Annotated in this window: 14 protein-coding genes; 7 read left to right on the top strand and 7 right to left on the bottom strand. The window is 40.8% G+C overall.

Going from position 1 to position 15826, the window contains the following annotated elements:
* Positions 1–250: 250 nt before the first annotated feature.
* Entirely contained in the window at positions 251–865 is a 615-nt protein-coding gene (locus CWC30_RS05240) for a trimeric intracellular cation channel family protein (protein ID WP_024601286.1), read from the top strand.
* Positions 866–899: 34 nt separating this feature from the next.
* On the top strand, positions 900–2411 hold the full coding sequence (locus tag CWC30_RS05245; RefSeq protein WP_138626611.1) for a YifB family Mg chelatase-like AAA ATPase: 1512 nt from the start codon (positions 900–902) through the stop codon (positions 2409–2411).
* Here the strand turns inward: CWC30_RS05245 and CWC30_RS05250 are convergent.
* Positions 2408–3112, bottom strand: a complete 705-nt coding sequence (locus CWC30_RS05250) for a response regulator transcription factor (protein ID WP_013463763.1) — start codon at positions 3110–3112, stop codon at positions 2408–2410. The two genes, CWC30_RS05245 and CWC30_RS05250, sit on opposite strands and share 4 nt — an antisense overlap.
* Before the next feature lie 164 nt (positions 3113–3276).
* Positions 3277–5769, bottom strand: coding sequence for an alpha/beta hydrolase family protein (locus tag CWC30_RS05255; protein ID WP_138626612.1), 2493 nt, complete (start codon positions 5767–5769; stop codon positions 3277–3279).
* 84 nt (positions 5770–5853) lie between these two features.
* Between CWC30_RS05255 and CWC30_RS05260 the strand changes: the two genes are divergently transcribed.
* Positions 5854–6921 (top strand): hemolysin family protein, encoded by a 1068-nt coding sequence (locus CWC30_RS05260; RefSeq protein ID WP_028835911.1) that lies wholly within the window; start codon positions 5854–5856, stop codon positions 6919–6921.
* Here CWC30_RS05260 and CWC30_RS05265 read toward each other — a convergent pair.
* Positions 6918–8132, bottom strand: coding sequence for an EAL domain-containing response regulator (locus tag CWC30_RS05265; protein WP_138626613.1), 1215 nt, complete (start codon positions 8130–8132; stop codon positions 6918–6920). The two genes, CWC30_RS05260 and CWC30_RS05265, sit on opposite strands and share 4 nt — an antisense overlap.
* A gap of 178 nt (positions 8133–8310) precedes the next feature.
* On the opposite strand from CWC30_RS05265, the gene CWC30_RS05270 reads away from it, so the two are divergent.
* Positions 8311–9327: a metalloprotease gene (locus tag CWC30_RS05270; protein WP_138626614.1), complete on the top strand. Its 1017-nt coding sequence runs from the start codon at positions 8311–8313 to the stop codon at positions 9325–9327.
* Between the two features lie 39 nt (positions 9328–9366).
* Here CWC30_RS05270 and CWC30_RS05275 read toward each other — a convergent pair whose 3' ends face one another.
* Both CWC30_RS05275 and CWC30_RS05280 read right to left on the bottom strand, forming a co-directional pair.
* A complete protein-coding gene (locus CWC30_RS05275) occupies positions 9367–10677 on the bottom strand; it encodes a short-chain fatty acid transporter (protein WP_138626615.1) in 1311 nt (436 codons plus the stop codon).
* 170 nt (positions 10678–10847) lie between these two features.
* Positions 10848–11795, bottom strand: a complete 948-nt coding sequence (locus CWC30_RS05280; protein ID WP_069440205.1) for a chemotaxis protein CheV — start codon at positions 11793–11795, stop codon at positions 10848–10850.
* A gap of 165 nt (positions 11796–11960) precedes the next feature.
* Between CWC30_RS05280 and CWC30_RS05285 the strand changes: the two genes are divergently transcribed.
* Both CWC30_RS05285 and CWC30_RS05290 read left to right on the top strand, forming a co-directional pair.
* Positions 11961–13028, top strand: coding sequence for a potassium channel family protein (locus CWC30_RS05285; RefSeq protein ID WP_138626616.1), 1068 nt, complete (start codon positions 11961–11963; stop codon positions 13026–13028).
* Positions 13028–13219 carry a hypothetical protein gene (locus tag CWC30_RS05290; RefSeq protein ID WP_013463775.1) on the top strand — a complete coding sequence of 64 codons (192 nt, stop codon included), beginning with the start codon at positions 13028–13030 and terminating at the stop codon, positions 13217–13219. The genes CWC30_RS05285 and CWC30_RS05290 overlap by 1 nt, the downstream gene beginning before the upstream one ends.
* A gap of 19 nt (positions 13220–13238) precedes the next feature.
* Here the strand turns inward: CWC30_RS05290 and CWC30_RS05295 are convergent, their stop codons facing one another.
* Complete coding sequence (locus CWC30_RS05295) at positions 13239–14270, bottom strand: cytosolic protein (RefSeq protein ID WP_138626617.1); 1032 nt, start codon at positions 14268–14270, stop codon at positions 13239–13241.
* A gap of 126 nt (positions 14271–14396) precedes the next feature.
* A complete protein-coding gene (locus tag CWC30_RS05300; protein ID WP_036980901.1) occupies positions 14397–14852 on the bottom strand; it encodes an EVE domain-containing protein in 456 nt (151 codons plus the stop codon).
* A gap of 83 nt (positions 14853–14935) precedes the next feature.
* On the opposite strand from CWC30_RS05300, the gene tesB reads away from it, so the two are divergent.
* Positions 14936–15793: an acyl-CoA thioesterase II gene (gene tesB / locus CWC30_RS05305; RefSeq protein WP_069440208.1), complete on the top strand. Its 858-nt coding sequence runs from the start codon at positions 14936–14938 to the stop codon at positions 15791–15793.
* Positions 15794–15826 lie beyond the last annotated feature (33 nt).

Genomic DNA, 15826 nt, shown 5'->3' on the forward strand with positions numbered 1-15826 from the left:
GCTAATAGGAACTTTAATGGGTAGCTCGTCGGTCTCAGCTCTTCATTAGCCAGCAAAGGTCGTTGGTTCAAATCCAGCTCCCGCAACCACTGAAATAACATGTTTTTTATGCCTAAAATTCATATTCCCTCACGCTATTTTTAACACGTATACCTACTGTTCTTTTCTAATTCTACTTTTTGAAAGTGTTATTGCTGAATATTTAGTATGCTATGCGTTAAACTCTTTAAAACTTTTTGTAATAAAAATTATGACTGAACTCTATCACTGGTTTGATTTAATTGGCGTAGCGGTATTTGCTATATCGGGCACCTTGGTTGCCTATGAAAAGAAAATGGATGGCTTTGGTGTGGTTGTGCTTGCAACCGTTACGGCTATTGGTGGCGGTACTGTTCGCGATGTGATACTCGATCAACCCGTATTTTGGTTACACGATCAAAGCTACTTCTATGCTATTTTAGCAGCAGTGCTTGTTACAACACGACTGATCAATAAACAAAAATCGATTCCTTATTATGTTTTACAAACAGCCGATGCATTTGGTTTAGCCTTTTTTGCGGTAATGGGAGCACAAAAAGCGCAATTGGCCGGTATGCCTGATATGACGGTTATTATTATGGCGGTGATCACCCCCTGTTTTGGTGGATTGATTCGCGATGTGCTTGCCCGCGATATTCCTATGCTGCTCAAAGGTGAGCTCTATGCTATTACCTGTATTGCTGGTGGTATCGTGTATACGTTAGCTATAAACCTATCTTTAACGGTGGAAGTGGCGATGATCTTGAGTATGTTAATGACCTTATTGCTGCGCTTTTCGGCCATTAAATGGAAGATTATATTACATGTTTTTAAATATCCTGACTAAACTGGTTAAATATAGCAGTTAACTAGGATATGGAATGTCGTTAGCCCGTATATTTTCTCGCGCACAAGTAGGAATTAATGCCCCCGAGGTTATGGTTGAAGTGCATTTAGGGAATGGTTTACCTGCATTTCATATTGTCGGCTTACCCGAAGCATCGGTTAAAGAGGCCAAGGATAGAGTACGCAGCGCCCTTGAAAACTCTCAATTTGGATTTCCCGATCAACGTATCACCGTTAATTTAGCACCTGCCGATTTACCAAAAGACGGCAGGCGGTTTGACCTTGCGATTGCGGTAGGCATTTTGGTCGCATCGGGGCAAATAGTCTGCCCTGATATTCATAAGTATGAGTTTTATGGTGAGCTTGCTCTTAATGGTGAAATACGTGCAGTGAATGCTATTTTACCCTCAGTGCTTGGAGCTAAAGAGCAAAACCGTTGCTGTTTTCTTCCTCTTGAAAACGATAGTTTGGCTAGCCTTGTCAGCGGTGTAAAACGAAAAGCGGTAAGCTCTATACAAGAGGTGTGGGGAGACTTACTCAACCAACAACCTTTACCATTGAATATTACCTACCCTGACTGTACCCAAGCGCCAGACTTTTTACTCGATTTAAGTGATGTAAAAGGCCAACCCGGTGCTAAACGAGTACTAGAAATTGCTGCCGCAGGTGGACATAACCTACTATTTTTAGGACCACCAGGAACCGGTAAATCAATGCTTGCGCAACGAATGTCTACAATAATGCCAACCATGTCAGATGATGAAGCCATTGATACTGCCGCTTTGTATTCCATTATTGGCCACTCAATCGATTTAACCAATTGGCGTCAGCGACCATTTCGAAATCCTCATCACACTTGCTCTGCTGTTGCGCTGGTAGGCGGTTCGTCTAACCCTAAACCCGGTGAAATATCGTTAGCGCACAATGGTGTATTATTTTTAGATGAGCTGCCTGAATTTGAGCGCAAAGTACTGGACTCGTTACGAGAACCAATGGAAACCGGAACCGTGACGATTTCGCGCGCGGCAAGACAAATGGAATTTCCGGCACAGTTTCAGCTTATTGCAGCACTTAATCCCAGCCCGACTGGGTGCCATCATGATAAACGGGCGACCCCTGATCAAGTGATGCGTTATTTATCGCGGGTATCGGGACCGTTTATCGATAGAATTGATTTGCAAATTGAGCTCCCTAGACTAAGCAGCGTGGAGCTACAAAGTACGACTGCAGAAGAAACCAGTGCTGAAGTGAGAGCGCGAGTAGAAGCGGCTTATGCAATACAATTAAAACGCCAAGGTAAAGTGAATGCGCGGCTAAATAACAAAGAAATGAGCTTATACTGCGAGTTACCCGCTGCGGAGCTACAGTTTTTAGCTAGAGCAAGTGAAAAGCTGGCGTTATCGCCGCGCTCTTATCATAGAGTGATAAAAGTGGCGCGTACCATTAGTGATTTAAAGGGCGCGCCACAAATTAGTTTAAATGAGCTTAAAGAAGCACTTAATTATCGGGCATTTGAGCGTTTATTATCGCAGTTAACCCAATACTAAATAGATAGCATATAGCCTTTACCACGCACGGTGACGATGCGTTTTTGATCTTTCTCATCGTTAAGCTTTTTACGTAAACGACCCACTAACACGTCTACAGTACGATCGTTGGGGCTCCAATCAGGCTGGCCAATTTCTTCTGATATTTTTTCACGTGAAGTGGCTTTACCGGCATTGCCGATTAAACAAATAAGCACTTTATGCTCTGCCTCGGTGAGCCGTGATTCAATCCCACTGGCTGTAATGAGTGTGCGGTTATCTGGATGGAGTTTAAAATCTGCGTATTCGATAAACTCTTCACTGTCATCGTCGTGTTGATTGTTTGCAATACGTTTGTATAAAGCGCGCATTCTCAACTCAAGCTCGAGTAAATCGACAGGCTTGCAAATATAGTCATCGGCACCTTGAGCAAGACCTGCAATACGATCAGCTTGTGAGTCACGACTCGATAACAAAATAACACCAATATCGGTGAGCGTATTTAACTCTTTGGCAAGTTGTAAACCATTGCGCTTTGGCAGCACAATATCAATAATTGCCAAGGAAATAGCACTGCGCTGATTTACACGGCTTTTAACCATGCTTAAAGCATCGGCACCCGTTGCGTCAACGTCAATAGAGAACTCGGTATTTATAAAATGGTTTTGAATGCGCTTTACTAGCAGCTCGTCATCTTCAACCAATAAAACATTTATTGCCATAGTCTGTTATTTTTTTAATAGTAGCCTTGCATGTTAGCATTATTCGTTACATGCATAACACAGAGTTTAATTTTTTCGGTAACTTTATATTACAAAAAAGAATAATCAAATTACTTTTATATAGCGCACTTTTTATAAATTATTTTAAGTGCGCATTTAAATGATTATTGGCCGTACATTGAATCCCACCATTGTGGTTCATTTTTTAACTCTTTATCAAAGTAAGCCAACATGGTGTTCCACCAATTAAAACGCTTATCGCGTGCAAATATTTGATGATCGGCTCCTTTGTACTCAATCATTTCAACATCTTTATTTAGCAGTTTTAGCGCGGTGTACATAGTTAAGCTTTCACCTACTGGCACATTCGTATCGCTGTCACCATGAATAAGCAGTAATGGCGTGGTCACTTTATCGGCATGAAACACTGGGCTATGTTGGCTATAAAGTTCAGAGTTATTCCACGGGAAACTATTTTTAGAGGCTTCGCCTGAGTATAAATATCCCCACCATCCTTCACCCCAGTAAGAAGTTAAGTTTGAAATTCCCGCATGAGCAATAGACGCGCTGAACATATCGGTTTTAGTAGCAAGCAGCATCGTCATAAATCCACCGTAAGATGCTCCTAAATTACCGACTTTATTTCTGTCTACAAAATCATATTTAGCTAAAAATGCCTCTGTGCCTTGCATAATGTCATCGGCGGTATAATCGCCCCATGCATTGACATGTTGCGCTGAAAACGCTTGTCCAAAGCCCGTTGCACCAGTTGGCTGTACCACATAAACCACATAGCCGTTCGCTGCCCATAAATTAAAAGGGTAACGCCCTGTAAATCCACGAGTCACAGGTGAGGTGCCACCATAGTAATAGACCAGAGCAGGGTGCTTTTTAGTTTTATCAATATTACTTGGCAAGTAAACACGACCAGATATTTCTACGCCACGCTTATTGGTAAAGTTAAATTCTTCAAGCTTAGGAATCGTGGTATTGGCATATGCAATCGGGTTTGAATCCCAGATTAACTCCACCTTATTTTTGCTTACGTCAAAGCGCTTGAGTTGTTGGGCGCTTGAAGCATTACTGCCAGAGAGCAGTAGCTGGGTATTGCGAGTATTTGAAAAACTAAACTGTTCTACAATATCAAACCCTGTATCTAACTTTTTAAAGCGTTGTTTGCTAAGATCATATAAATACAGTGGTTGGGTGTCTTTTTCTGTCACTTTGATTAATGCATCGCCATTGCTTAGTACTTCCAATGTGCCAATCGCAGGGTCAAATTGTTTACTTAACGCTGTTACTTTTTTAGTGTTATCGGTTAGTAAATACAGCTGGCCATCATAATTATTCGCCAGCATGGTTTGCGGTAGTACTCTGCCTACGCCATTTTTAAAATCAGGGCCTGCAACAACATAAATATTGTTTTCGGTATATTTCGCTTGATTAAAGGTTTTAAACTTACCTAACGATTTTATGCTGTTGGATTTTAATGTAAGTTCAACCAGCTCAGTCTCTGGATGGGTTGAGGCTTGCATGGCCATTACTGGACGACTTATTAATAGTTTTCCACGGTTGCTATTAGCATCTTCAAGTTGATGGCTTAATACGCCTTCGGTCAGGGCTTTGGTTAAACCACTTTGGGTATCGAGTAAATATAATTGGCTAACCGTACGGGCGTAAGACCAACGGTCTTGCAAGCCTTTATGATGTTTAGTGAGGCTATTGGTTTCTTCAGGTGATTTGGACCAGCTAAAAAGAATACTATTATCGTTGTAATAGCTAAAGTTGCTTGCCCCCTCAAGGCCTGAGGCTAAGGTTTTTATAGCGAAAGTTTTACGGTTTAACTGCTTTAACTCGCCGTTGAGTAAATAGACTAAAAATTGATTATCAGGACTCCAAGTGAATTGGCTAGGCTGCGCTTCTTCAAATCGGTATACCGTTTGGTTATTAGTATTTTTAAGCTCGGTTGTGGTAATGGCGTCGTTGCCTGTTTTATCGCTGTAACGCTTTGTTGTACTTAAGTAATGCTTAGCATCAGGTGACAAAGACAAGCCGCTAATAGTTGGGGCGTCAAACAATTGCTTAGCCGATAAGCGCTTGGTTTTATTGGTGGTTAGGGTGACAACATCAGTGTCTGCTTTTGGCACAAACTCTAAGGTGACATCATTCCAATTAGCAACCTGTTGAGCAATGACAATAACGGTGTGTGAGCCGTTATTTAAAGCAAGCTGATAGCGTTGGTTTTCACCACTTTGTTTCTCACCGTTAATAAAAACCTGGCCTTGCTCTATTCCTTTAATGTTTAAGGAGCCTTGAGTAAATCGGTTAGTTTCAATATTAAATTTAAGTGCTTGTAAACCGCTTAAAGTAAGCGCGTTAATTTTATCAAGTGGTTGCCACTTGTGCTTTTTACCAAACACAACAAAGCTTTCTTTATTTGATTCAAGTTGTGCAAGCAGATTACTGATAATCACGTCGCCATACGGTGTTTGAAATGGCTTTGCTTGCATGTCTTCTGCAAGAGGCCCGATAAACTGGATTTTTGATTGATCGAGTGGGGCGGCTAAGGTCGTTATACTCAGACTACTTAATGTTAGCAGGGTTGCTAAGTAAGTAAAACGTTTTGCGTAACGATGCCAAGGTGCGCTTAAATTCATTGTTATGCCTATTATTATTGGGTATTTGGCCAAATATAGCATGTATTGTTATGATGCTCATATATCCAATTTAGAGGAAAAAAAGTGACACTATTAATCGTTTACATGGTTACAGCGATTGTGATTTCGTTTTTGTGTTCTGTCATGGAAGCGGTGCTATTGAGCATTTCACCTAGTTATGTTGCGCTGCTTCGTAAAGAGCGGCCAGTACTGGCTAAGCAACTAGAGAAGCTAAAAAGTAATATCGATCAGCCATTAGCGGCTATTTTAACACTTAATACTGTTGCACATACTGCCGGTGCTGCGGGCGTGGGCGCACAGGCTGCCGTGGTGTTTTCAGATGCGGCTGTGGGGATTGCGTCTGCGATTATGACTTTATTGGTACTGGTGTTATCTGAAATTATTCCTAAAACGCTGGGGGCTAATTATTGGCGTGCTTTAACGCCTAGTGTGACTTATGGTTTACGTATTTTGGTACTAGTCCTTAAGCCTTTTGTTTGGGCAGCACAAAAGCTAACTAATTTGATGGGTCAAAAGCATAATGAGGCCTATTATATTCGCCAAGAAATAGAAGCAATGGCCGACATTGGCAGTGAGTCTGGGGCGCTTCATGCTGATGAATCAGAAATCATTCGTAATTTGCTGCACTTTAGGCATGCAAAACTAACCGATTTAATGACACCGCGTACGGTCATTTTTAAAATTCATAAAGATCTTACCGTTAATCAATACTTGAGTGAACACGGTTCGTCGTCATTCTCTCGAGTGCTAATTTATGACAAAGACGCTGACGATATCATAGGCTTTGTACATAAAAACGATATTATGTTGGCATATCATCGGTTAGGCACAGATTACAAAATTAGTAAGTTAGTTAAACCTATCTATACGGTACCGAGCACCCAAAATGTATCGTCGCTATTACAAACATTGCTCACCCAACGTACCCACATTTGCTTAGTGATTGACGAATACGGTGATGTGCAAGGAATTGTAACGCTCGAGGATATGATAGAAGCGTTAATGGGCTTAGAAATTGTGGATGAGCGAGATCAATCAACCAATATGCGCGCCGTAGCAAAGCAGCGTTGGCACCAGCGTTTAGCTGATAGTGAGCATATCGTCAGCGCCGACGATAATGAATCTCGTTAGCTGTTTTTTGTTTTAGCAGCTGTTTTTATCCAGTGTTGTGCCCACGAGATAAATTCAGTTTTTGCCTTTGGGCAACTAAATAAAAAGCCCTGTATAGCTAAATTTGTTTGATAATGCTTGAGGTAAGCCAGCTCTTCGGGGCGTTCAACCCCTTCGGCCACTAATTCAAGCTGCTCTTGGGTTGTCATATTAATTAGTGAACTGACTACCACTTGAGAAAACTTATCGGTTTCTATGTGGCTAATAAAAGAGCGATCTATTTTTACTTCTGTAAATGGCAGCCGTTTCAGTTGGTTAATATTAGTAAAACCAGTGCCAAAGTCATCGAGTGAAATACCAAAGCCGAATATTCTTAATCTATTTAAGGTTTCGAGTTGAGTGTAGCTTGAAAGGGCATGCTGCTCGGTTATTTCAAGCACCACATCACTGGGTAAAACATCATGTTTTTGTAGAAGCTGTAATAACTTATTGGGGCGGTTTAAATCATCTAACTGACACGGCGATAAGTTAAATGACAATTTCAAATTTGTACCCAGCTGCTCTTTTAGTTGCTTGATGTCCCCACAGGCTTTTTCAAATAGCGTAAACGTAATGTCATTGATTAAATCGCATTGCTCAGCCAGGCTGATAAAGCGGCTTGGTAAAATAACGCGTTCGTTTTTATTTGAAACAATGCGAGCCAATACTTCAACACTTTGTATTTGGTTATTGTTTATATTTATTTTAGGTTGGTAATACGGTGTTATTTCATTATTTTTTAATGCGTTAATCAGCTTAGCTTTAGTAATTGGGCGCTCTTTTACAAGCGTATGGCTGTTTAACTGCGCTATTTTGGCAAGTAATGTATTTACCTGATTTAATTGCACAGGCTTGGTAAGGTTACCAACTAAATGCACATTGTGCTGCTTGGCTAGGTCAGCGGCTAGGCTGATTATTTTCGGGTCCATTTCAGAAATAATAACAACTGCACCGCAATAGCCTATTTCACCTAAGTAACGGAACAGCTCCATGCCATCCATTTCTGGCATATTAAGATCGGTAAATATGGCATCAAAATAGTTTATATCAGCTTTTACTTTTTCAAGTGCTGTAACTGCGCTTAAGCAAGTGGTGACTTCTGGCATTTCGAGCTCATTAAAAATCGCTTTCATAACAATTAAAATGGCTTTTGAGTCATCAACAACGAGTATGTTTGGCAATTGAGTTCGCATTGGTGTCCTTGGTAGTTGTAGCTTACTTCCTGTAATACTAAAAAGAGTCGCTTGAATAGTTTTTGTCAGTATTTCAGGCATTTTTACCTTAAATTATCGCTAATAAAATGATGCTAGCTCACTCGTATTTTTTTGGTGGAAAGGTATACTAGCGCCATAATTTATAATGGGTATAACAATGATAAAAGTCGATCTTTCTCTGGCAGAGCAACCGTTTACGCTGATGATAGCCGATCAGCAAGTTGTAAAAATATTTCATGATCAGCAAGCGATAGCATTTGAAAACCCACGTGAAAATTATGTCGAGTTTATGCTTGATGAGCAGTTAATTGGTATTGATAGCAGCGAAGTAAGCCAGCAAAGCTTAGCGTTGTATGTAAATAATCAGTTTGCAACTCAGTTAGCTTTACCTGCAGCAGCACAAGGCGAACCTAAAAAAGGGTTTTTAGGGCTCGCGGCGCTTGGCTTTAAATTATTTAAAAGCGCTAAGGTTGTTAAGGTGGCGCTTGCCAGTGCATCGGTAGCGGGTTATGCATGGCTGTTTACCATTGAGTTTGCGTTAATGCTGATTGCTTGCTTGGTGGTACACGAGTATGGCCATGTACGTGCAATGAAGTATTTTGGCATTAAAACCAAAGGTATTTATTTAATTCCCTTTGTTGGTGGTCTTGCTGTGAGCGACGATAAAATAACTACGCGCTGGCAAGATGTGGTTATATCACTTATGGGGCCTGCCTTTGGCTTGTTTACCTCAGTGCTAGGTGTGGTGCTTTATTACGCTACAGAAATGGAAATATTTGCCGGTGTTGCAGTGCTTAGTGCACTGCTTAACTTATTTAACTTACTGCCTATTTTACCGCTAGATGGTGGGCATGTATTAAAGAGTATCAGCTTTTCTATGCGTTCGTGGATTGGCCTAAGTGTATGCTTGCTGGGTGTGTTTTTTGGTTTATGGCTTAGCTATACGTTTGGCTTGATGTTACTGGTGTTCTTTTTGTTTGTGGGCGCACTGGAAATTGTATTTGAATGGCGCGGTCGACATTACTCCCATTTAATACCACTAGATAAATACGGACAAGGTTTTTCAGCGGTTATGTATGCACTGGTGGTTGCTGGCCATGTAGCAGTGATGATGCACTTTGCCGACTCTGAAAACGCGATATTAAGCTTACCGATGAAGATTTTATCGAGCTAAGTAAGTGCGGGCTGTAATATGAGTTACAGCCCGATTATATTAGTAAAAGCTTAATACCAACGAAATAAACACCCCAGTAATAATCAGCTGTACCACGCAAAAGCCCATAATGTCTTTAGCTTTTAATCCTGCAATGGCTAATACCGGTAATGCCCAAAAGGGTTGAATTAAATTAGTCCACGCATCTCCCCACGCCACAGCCATAGCAACCCGCGCCATATCTGCACCAAGCTCTTGTGCTGCAGGTATAACAATAGGCGCTTGTACCGCCCATTGTCCGCCACCTGAGGGCACAAACATATTAACGAGTCCTGCACTTATAAAGCTGTAAAATGGCAAGCTATCGGCATCTGCAATGGCGATAAAACCTTTTGATATTTGTTGTGCTAACCCTGTATCGACCATCACCGCCATAATGCCAGCATAAAAAGGGAACTGAATTACAATTCCTGCGCCACTCGGAATCGCTTGTTGCAAGCTATTAAGTACATTATGGGGTGTTTGATGCAGAGTGATTGCCATAAACAAAAACAGGGCAATTACGCTATTGAGGTTTAAGCCGCCACCTGCGATAAAAAAGTAATAACCTAAGTAGGCAAGTCCGAGTAATCCAATGCCCATACCTAGCAGTTTGCTTTGCTCTAAATGCTGAGCAGGGCGTGTTATTGTTACTTTATCGGCTAAAGTGTTCTTAAGCAGTAATGGGTCAATATAAACACTGTCTTTTTCATTTGGTAGCATATAGCGGTTAACCAGCGGCATAATAATAAATAAGCCAATCAGAATCGCAATGTTAAAGCCTGCGAATAAGGTTTGCTGTGTGCCAATAATACCCATAGTCGCCTGTGAAAAATGCCCTTCGGTGGCAATGGTGAGTGGTACGGAGCCTGCTAATCCGCCGTGCCATACTACAAAGCCTGAATAGGCACTTGCCACTAACAGCCGATAATCCACTCGAGTCTGCTTAGCAATGGCTTTAGCAAATAAAGCCCCTATCACTAAGCCAAACCCCCAATTTAGCCAGCTTGCCAAAAGCGAAATAAATGTCACTAAAATAATGGCTTTTGGAGCTGTATTGGCAAGCGTTGCTAATTTTGTTAGTAACTTACTTATTAACGAGGTACTGGCAAGCATGTAGCCTGTTACTAGCACCAACAGCATTTGCATGGCAAAGCTCAGTAAGTTCCAAAACCCGCTACCCCATGATGTTATTACCTCAAGTGTGGTTGCAGGGGTCGCTAAATTCGCAATGCTCAAGGTAATAATAGTGAGCATAATGACAAATATAAATGGGTCGGGTAAGTAGCGCTCGACGAGCTTAGTAAACGGGCTGGCAACTTTATTAAGCATAATTAATAACGAGTTAGTGAAAACTTATTTGTTAATTAATCATGAAATCTTAGGATTAGCAAACACCGCTTTGAATAAACGCTAAGTAAAGCAGACTTTTTAAAGGTTGTTGATGAGGGAATATCGCTAGCAAATACTTACCTTGGTCGGTATTTGCTAGTTATGCTCAATTAAGAATCACCAAGCACTTGCTTTAAGCGATTTTGTACTTCTTGAACGAGTAAGTCGGGCTGAAATTTTGATAAAAATGCATTACAGCCTACTTTTTCCACCATGGCTTGGTTAAAGCTACCACTCAGGGACGTGTTAAGCACCACATGTAAGTTTTTTAAGCGGTTGTCGTTACGTATTTCATAGGTTAAGCGATAGCCATCCATCGAAGGCATTTCGGCATCAGTAATTACCATAAGTAATTCTTTTTCAACATCGCGGCCTTCATCGGCCCAGCCTTTGAGCATTTGTAGGGCTTCTAGGCCATTACTGGCAGGAATTATTTCGATACCAAGCTGCGATAATGTATCGCTAACTTGCTTGCGGGCTGTTGGCGAATCATCAGCGTGTAGTATTTTTCGCCCAGAGAATTCATTGACTATGGTTTGATCCAACACCCCTTCAGAAATATTAACCTCGTACTCAACTATTTCGGCCAGTACTTTTTCAACATCAATAATTTCTACTAAGTGCTCTATACCGTCACGCTGTACTTTAGTTAGTGCCGTAATGTAATGATTTTTACCCACAGAGCTGGGTGGCGGCATAATGTCAGACCAGGTCATGTTCATGATTTGATCAACCTTGCCAATTAAAAAACCTTGAGTGGTACGGTTATATTCAGTTATGACCAGGTTACAATCTTCACCATATTCTTTTTTAGCCATAGAAATGGCTTGGCGAAGGTCAATCACTGGGATAGATTCACCGCGTATATTGGCTACACCGGTTACCTTAGGGTGAGAGTGCGGTATTTTGCTTAAACGGGGAAGCTTTACCACTTCTTTTATTTTAAATACATTGAGTGCAAATAAATGGCGGCTATGCAAATAAAAAAGTAGCAACTCTAAGCGATTTTCGCCTACAAGCTGAGTACGCTGATCAACTGACGCTAAAACACCTGACATAATAGATCCATTCTTTCCTCATAACTTTATAACTATAGTTTACTCTTATTTTTCTTCATAACGAACCTTGAATATTTCGATTACAGTAAAACATTGCTTAGGTGTTATCATTTACAGTATCGTGTTACTAAATGATTTAAATAATCAATCGATTAACAAAAAATTATGCATCATATTTTAAAACGTATTGTTGTGCTGTTGCGCAGCCATATTGATCAGGTTAGTTGGCAGTCTGTTGTAATAGCAACGTCTTTACATATGCTGCTTACTTGGTGCTTATTATTTATGGCAAATGAGCAGGCACTGCTTTCACCGAGTACTTTTTTTTACTACTACACGGTAACCACTTCAACGGTAGGGTATGGGGATTTAAGTCCATCAACTGACTTAGGTCGATGGATTGTCGCATTAATACAAATACCTTTTGGTTTGGCTTTATTTGGTGTCTTGTTGGGTAAAACAGGACAAACAGTAACTTACTTAATTAGGCGCGCTATGACTGGTGATAAAAACTTTGCTCACAGTAGCAATCATATTATTATTTTTGGTTGGCATAATGCTCGTACCAAAAAAATGATCGACTACATTTTGGCTGATACTAAGCGGACAGATCGCCGTATTTTATTAGCGGTTACTGAACAAATAGAGCATCCGTTTTTAAGTAATGAGAATGTTGATTTTGCTCGCCTAACCAGTTTCACCGATTTGGATGAATTAGAACGCGTTGCCATTCGCCACGCCGATAAAGTGATTATTGATGGCCAAGATGACGACCAAACATTTACCACCGCACTGCGTATTAGCCGTTTAGTCAAAGAAGATTGTCACATAAGTGCACACTTTTTTGATGAAACGAAAGTGGAAATGTTATTAGAGCATTGCCACAACGTAGAGTGTAGCAGTACTAAGTCAGCAGAGATTTTGGTGCGCTCAATGCAAGATCCAGGCTCAAGTCGAGTTCAAGAAGAGTTGTTATCTACTTTGCATGGTGATACGCAATTTAGCCTACAAATACCTAGTAATGTAAAAACCATGGAATTTGGTAAATTATTTCATCATTTTAAGTACGATCATGATGCAATATTGTTAGGTGTAGCTCATAATTTAAGTGCAAAAAATATGGATTTAAATCCACCTTTAGATTATGCAGTAAACGCCGGAGATATTTTGCATTATATCGCGCAAGAGCGAGTATTGAGTAATGAAGTTGACTGGCCTAGCTTGGAAAAATAATGACTGAAATTGCTTTTTTAATTATTGTTTTATGTGCTTACATTTTCCCTATTATGATAATTCTTAACAGTAAGCGTAGCCAAGGCCATGAAAAAAATGGCTGGCTAGTAGGCGCTATCTTCTTTTCGTGGATAGCGCTGATTCTTTACTTTTCGATTGTGCCCAAGCAAGGGCACGCCAAGAAAAAGTAAAGAATGAGTACCTTTTTACTTATTCTAATTGTCTCAGTTTATGCTCAACCAGCGGGTCGTCTGGCGCTAGCTGTTGAGCCACTTCTAATAGTTTAATGGCATCATTTGGATTTTCATCTTGATGCTTAATGGCTACGTCTATTAAAGGTTGAATATCAATTTTTTCTTGGTGCTCTTGCACGTGCGCTGCTTTTTCGTCGATTAAAATAGTGTGAGCGGTACTTAATAACGCTTGACGATGCGGCGAATTAGCATTGGCTTTATTAAGTTTTTTATAATAATCCTCTTTTAAACGCAGTGTTTTTGTTTGTAACCTAAATTGTGCAATGTCGATTTGTTGATTAGCAATAAAATCAACAGCCACTTGTTTATAAAACCCAAACTTATTTAAATAGGTGGTATGGGTGCCGTGCCCCATCCCAAACACGCGTAAGTGAGTGAGCTGTTTATAGCGTTTAGCATGTTGGCGGTCAATGCGGTTGGTTGGGTCGTAAATAATGTAGCCCTTGGCATCCCCTAAATCTAAATCATGGTAGTCACCTTGCCAGTCATATTGCTGGGCAATGTCGGTACTTGAGCGGTCATCCCAAGGGGCGATAAGTTTGTTTTTAGTGCTAACAGGATGGAAAAGCAGCACTTTGTCGAGTTTGAGTAATTTAGCAAATGCACCCACAGCAAAGCCGCCACGACTAAGTCCATAACCTAACTTAGTTTTAAAAGGAGAGAGTAGGGTTGATAGTTGCTCAATAAAAAAGATTAAATTGCGGTTACGAAACCAATTACTTTTACCCAAATGCTGAAACGCAATAATATTAACGTTTTGCTTTTGTGCTAAATGATAGCCCCAAGGTGCAAAGTCTTCGTTCAAATCACGCTCTTGTACATCAGTACCGGCAGGTGAAAAAGTAAAAAGCAGGGGTTTGTTGAGATCAACAAAGTGATATTTTACATACACATCACCGAGTAAATCCCCACTAGAGGTAGGTAGTTTTGCTTGCTTCTCATTATCGCTGAGAGTTAACCATTCATCTAACCAGTATAGTAATTTCATTTTTCCTCCAGTGCGCACAAGCTGCAGATCATAGCAAATCTGAGGGCATAAGAGAAATTGAGCCAAGCTATGCTGCGCTGGTGGAGTGCCTTTTTAATGGTAAAATGTATGTTACCTTTGCGACTACTAAGCCATGTTCAAAATTTCATTCCAGTCATTTTCGGTCACTGGCATGACCGATAAACGCCCCCCTTTTTTAAGAGCAATGTCTGTCACTGACTCATTTGCCTTAATTGCTTGCAAGCTCACTATGCTACTGAGATGAGAATGGTAGGTTACTTCCACCACAAACCAACGGGGGGTCTCAACGGTTGCTTTGGCATCATAATAATCGCTACTTAAATCAAACTGAGTCGGATCAGGGTAAGCGGCTTTAGTGACAATTCCTATTCCCGCAACACCAACCTGTTTACAGCTAGAATGATAAATCATCACCAAATCGCCCTTTTGTACATCATCACGAATAAAGTTACGCGCTTGGTAGTTTCGCACGCCTTCCCATAACGTGGTTTGTTCAGGGGCTTGTTTTAAGTCATCAATTGAAAAGGCGTCGGGTTCGGTTTTAAATAGCCAAAAAGCCATATTAGTTTTCCTCACTCAGTGTGTTGGTATTTTTCCAGTATTGTATAGTATCATTTAGAAATTAGGGGATTGAGGAAGAAATAATGAGCCAAGTATTAGATGATTTATTGTCGTTGTTATCACTTGAAGAAATTGAACAAGGTTTATACCGCGGACAAAGCCAAGACTTAGGTTTTAGAGCGGTGTTTGGCGGTCAAGTTATGGGGCAAGCGCTTTCAGCAGCCAAAGAAACACTGCCAGCGGGGCGAATTGTTCACTCATTACATTCTTACTTTTTACGCCCTGGCGACGCTGCAAAACCGATTGTGTACGATGTAGAAGCTATACGTGATGGTAAAAGTTTTAGCACTCGACGTGTCAGTGCGATTCAGTACGGTAAACCAATTTTTTACATGACGGCGTCGTTTCAAGGTGAAGAGCAAGGGTTATCGCATCAAGCGACCATGCCAGATGTTCCAGCTCCTGAAGAGTTACGTTCTTCATTAGAGTTTTATCAAGAAAATGCACAGCATATTCCAGAAGCTATCCGTAATAAATTTATTCGTGAAATGCCGATTGAAATGCGCCCAGTGAATTTTCATAACCCCTTTAAACCAGAAGCCATTGAACCAGTAAAACATATTTGGTTTAAAGCCAATGGCGATATGCCTGACGATCAACGTATTCATAACTATTTATTAGCGTATGCGTCCGACTTTGAATTTTTACCAACCGCATTACAACCACATGGTGTGTCGTTTATGCAGCCGAATATGCAAGTGGCGACGATTGACCATGCTATGTGGTTTCATCGTCCGTTTAGAATGGATGATTGGATTTTATATACTATTGATAGCCCAAGCGCGAGCTCAGGAAGAGGGCTGGTACGTGGGCAGTTTTTTGACCGCCAAGGAAACTTGGTAGCCTCTACTATTCAAGAAGGGGTAATGCGCCAGCGCTAATCCTAATACCCACTATATTGAATACCTTCAATA

It is taken from the genome of Pseudoalteromonas sp. S4741 (assembly GCF_005886135.1).
In the GTDB taxonomy this organism is placed as follows: Bacteria; Pseudomonadota; Gammaproteobacteria; order Enterobacterales; family Alteromonadaceae; genus Pseudoalteromonas; species Pseudoalteromonas tetraodonis.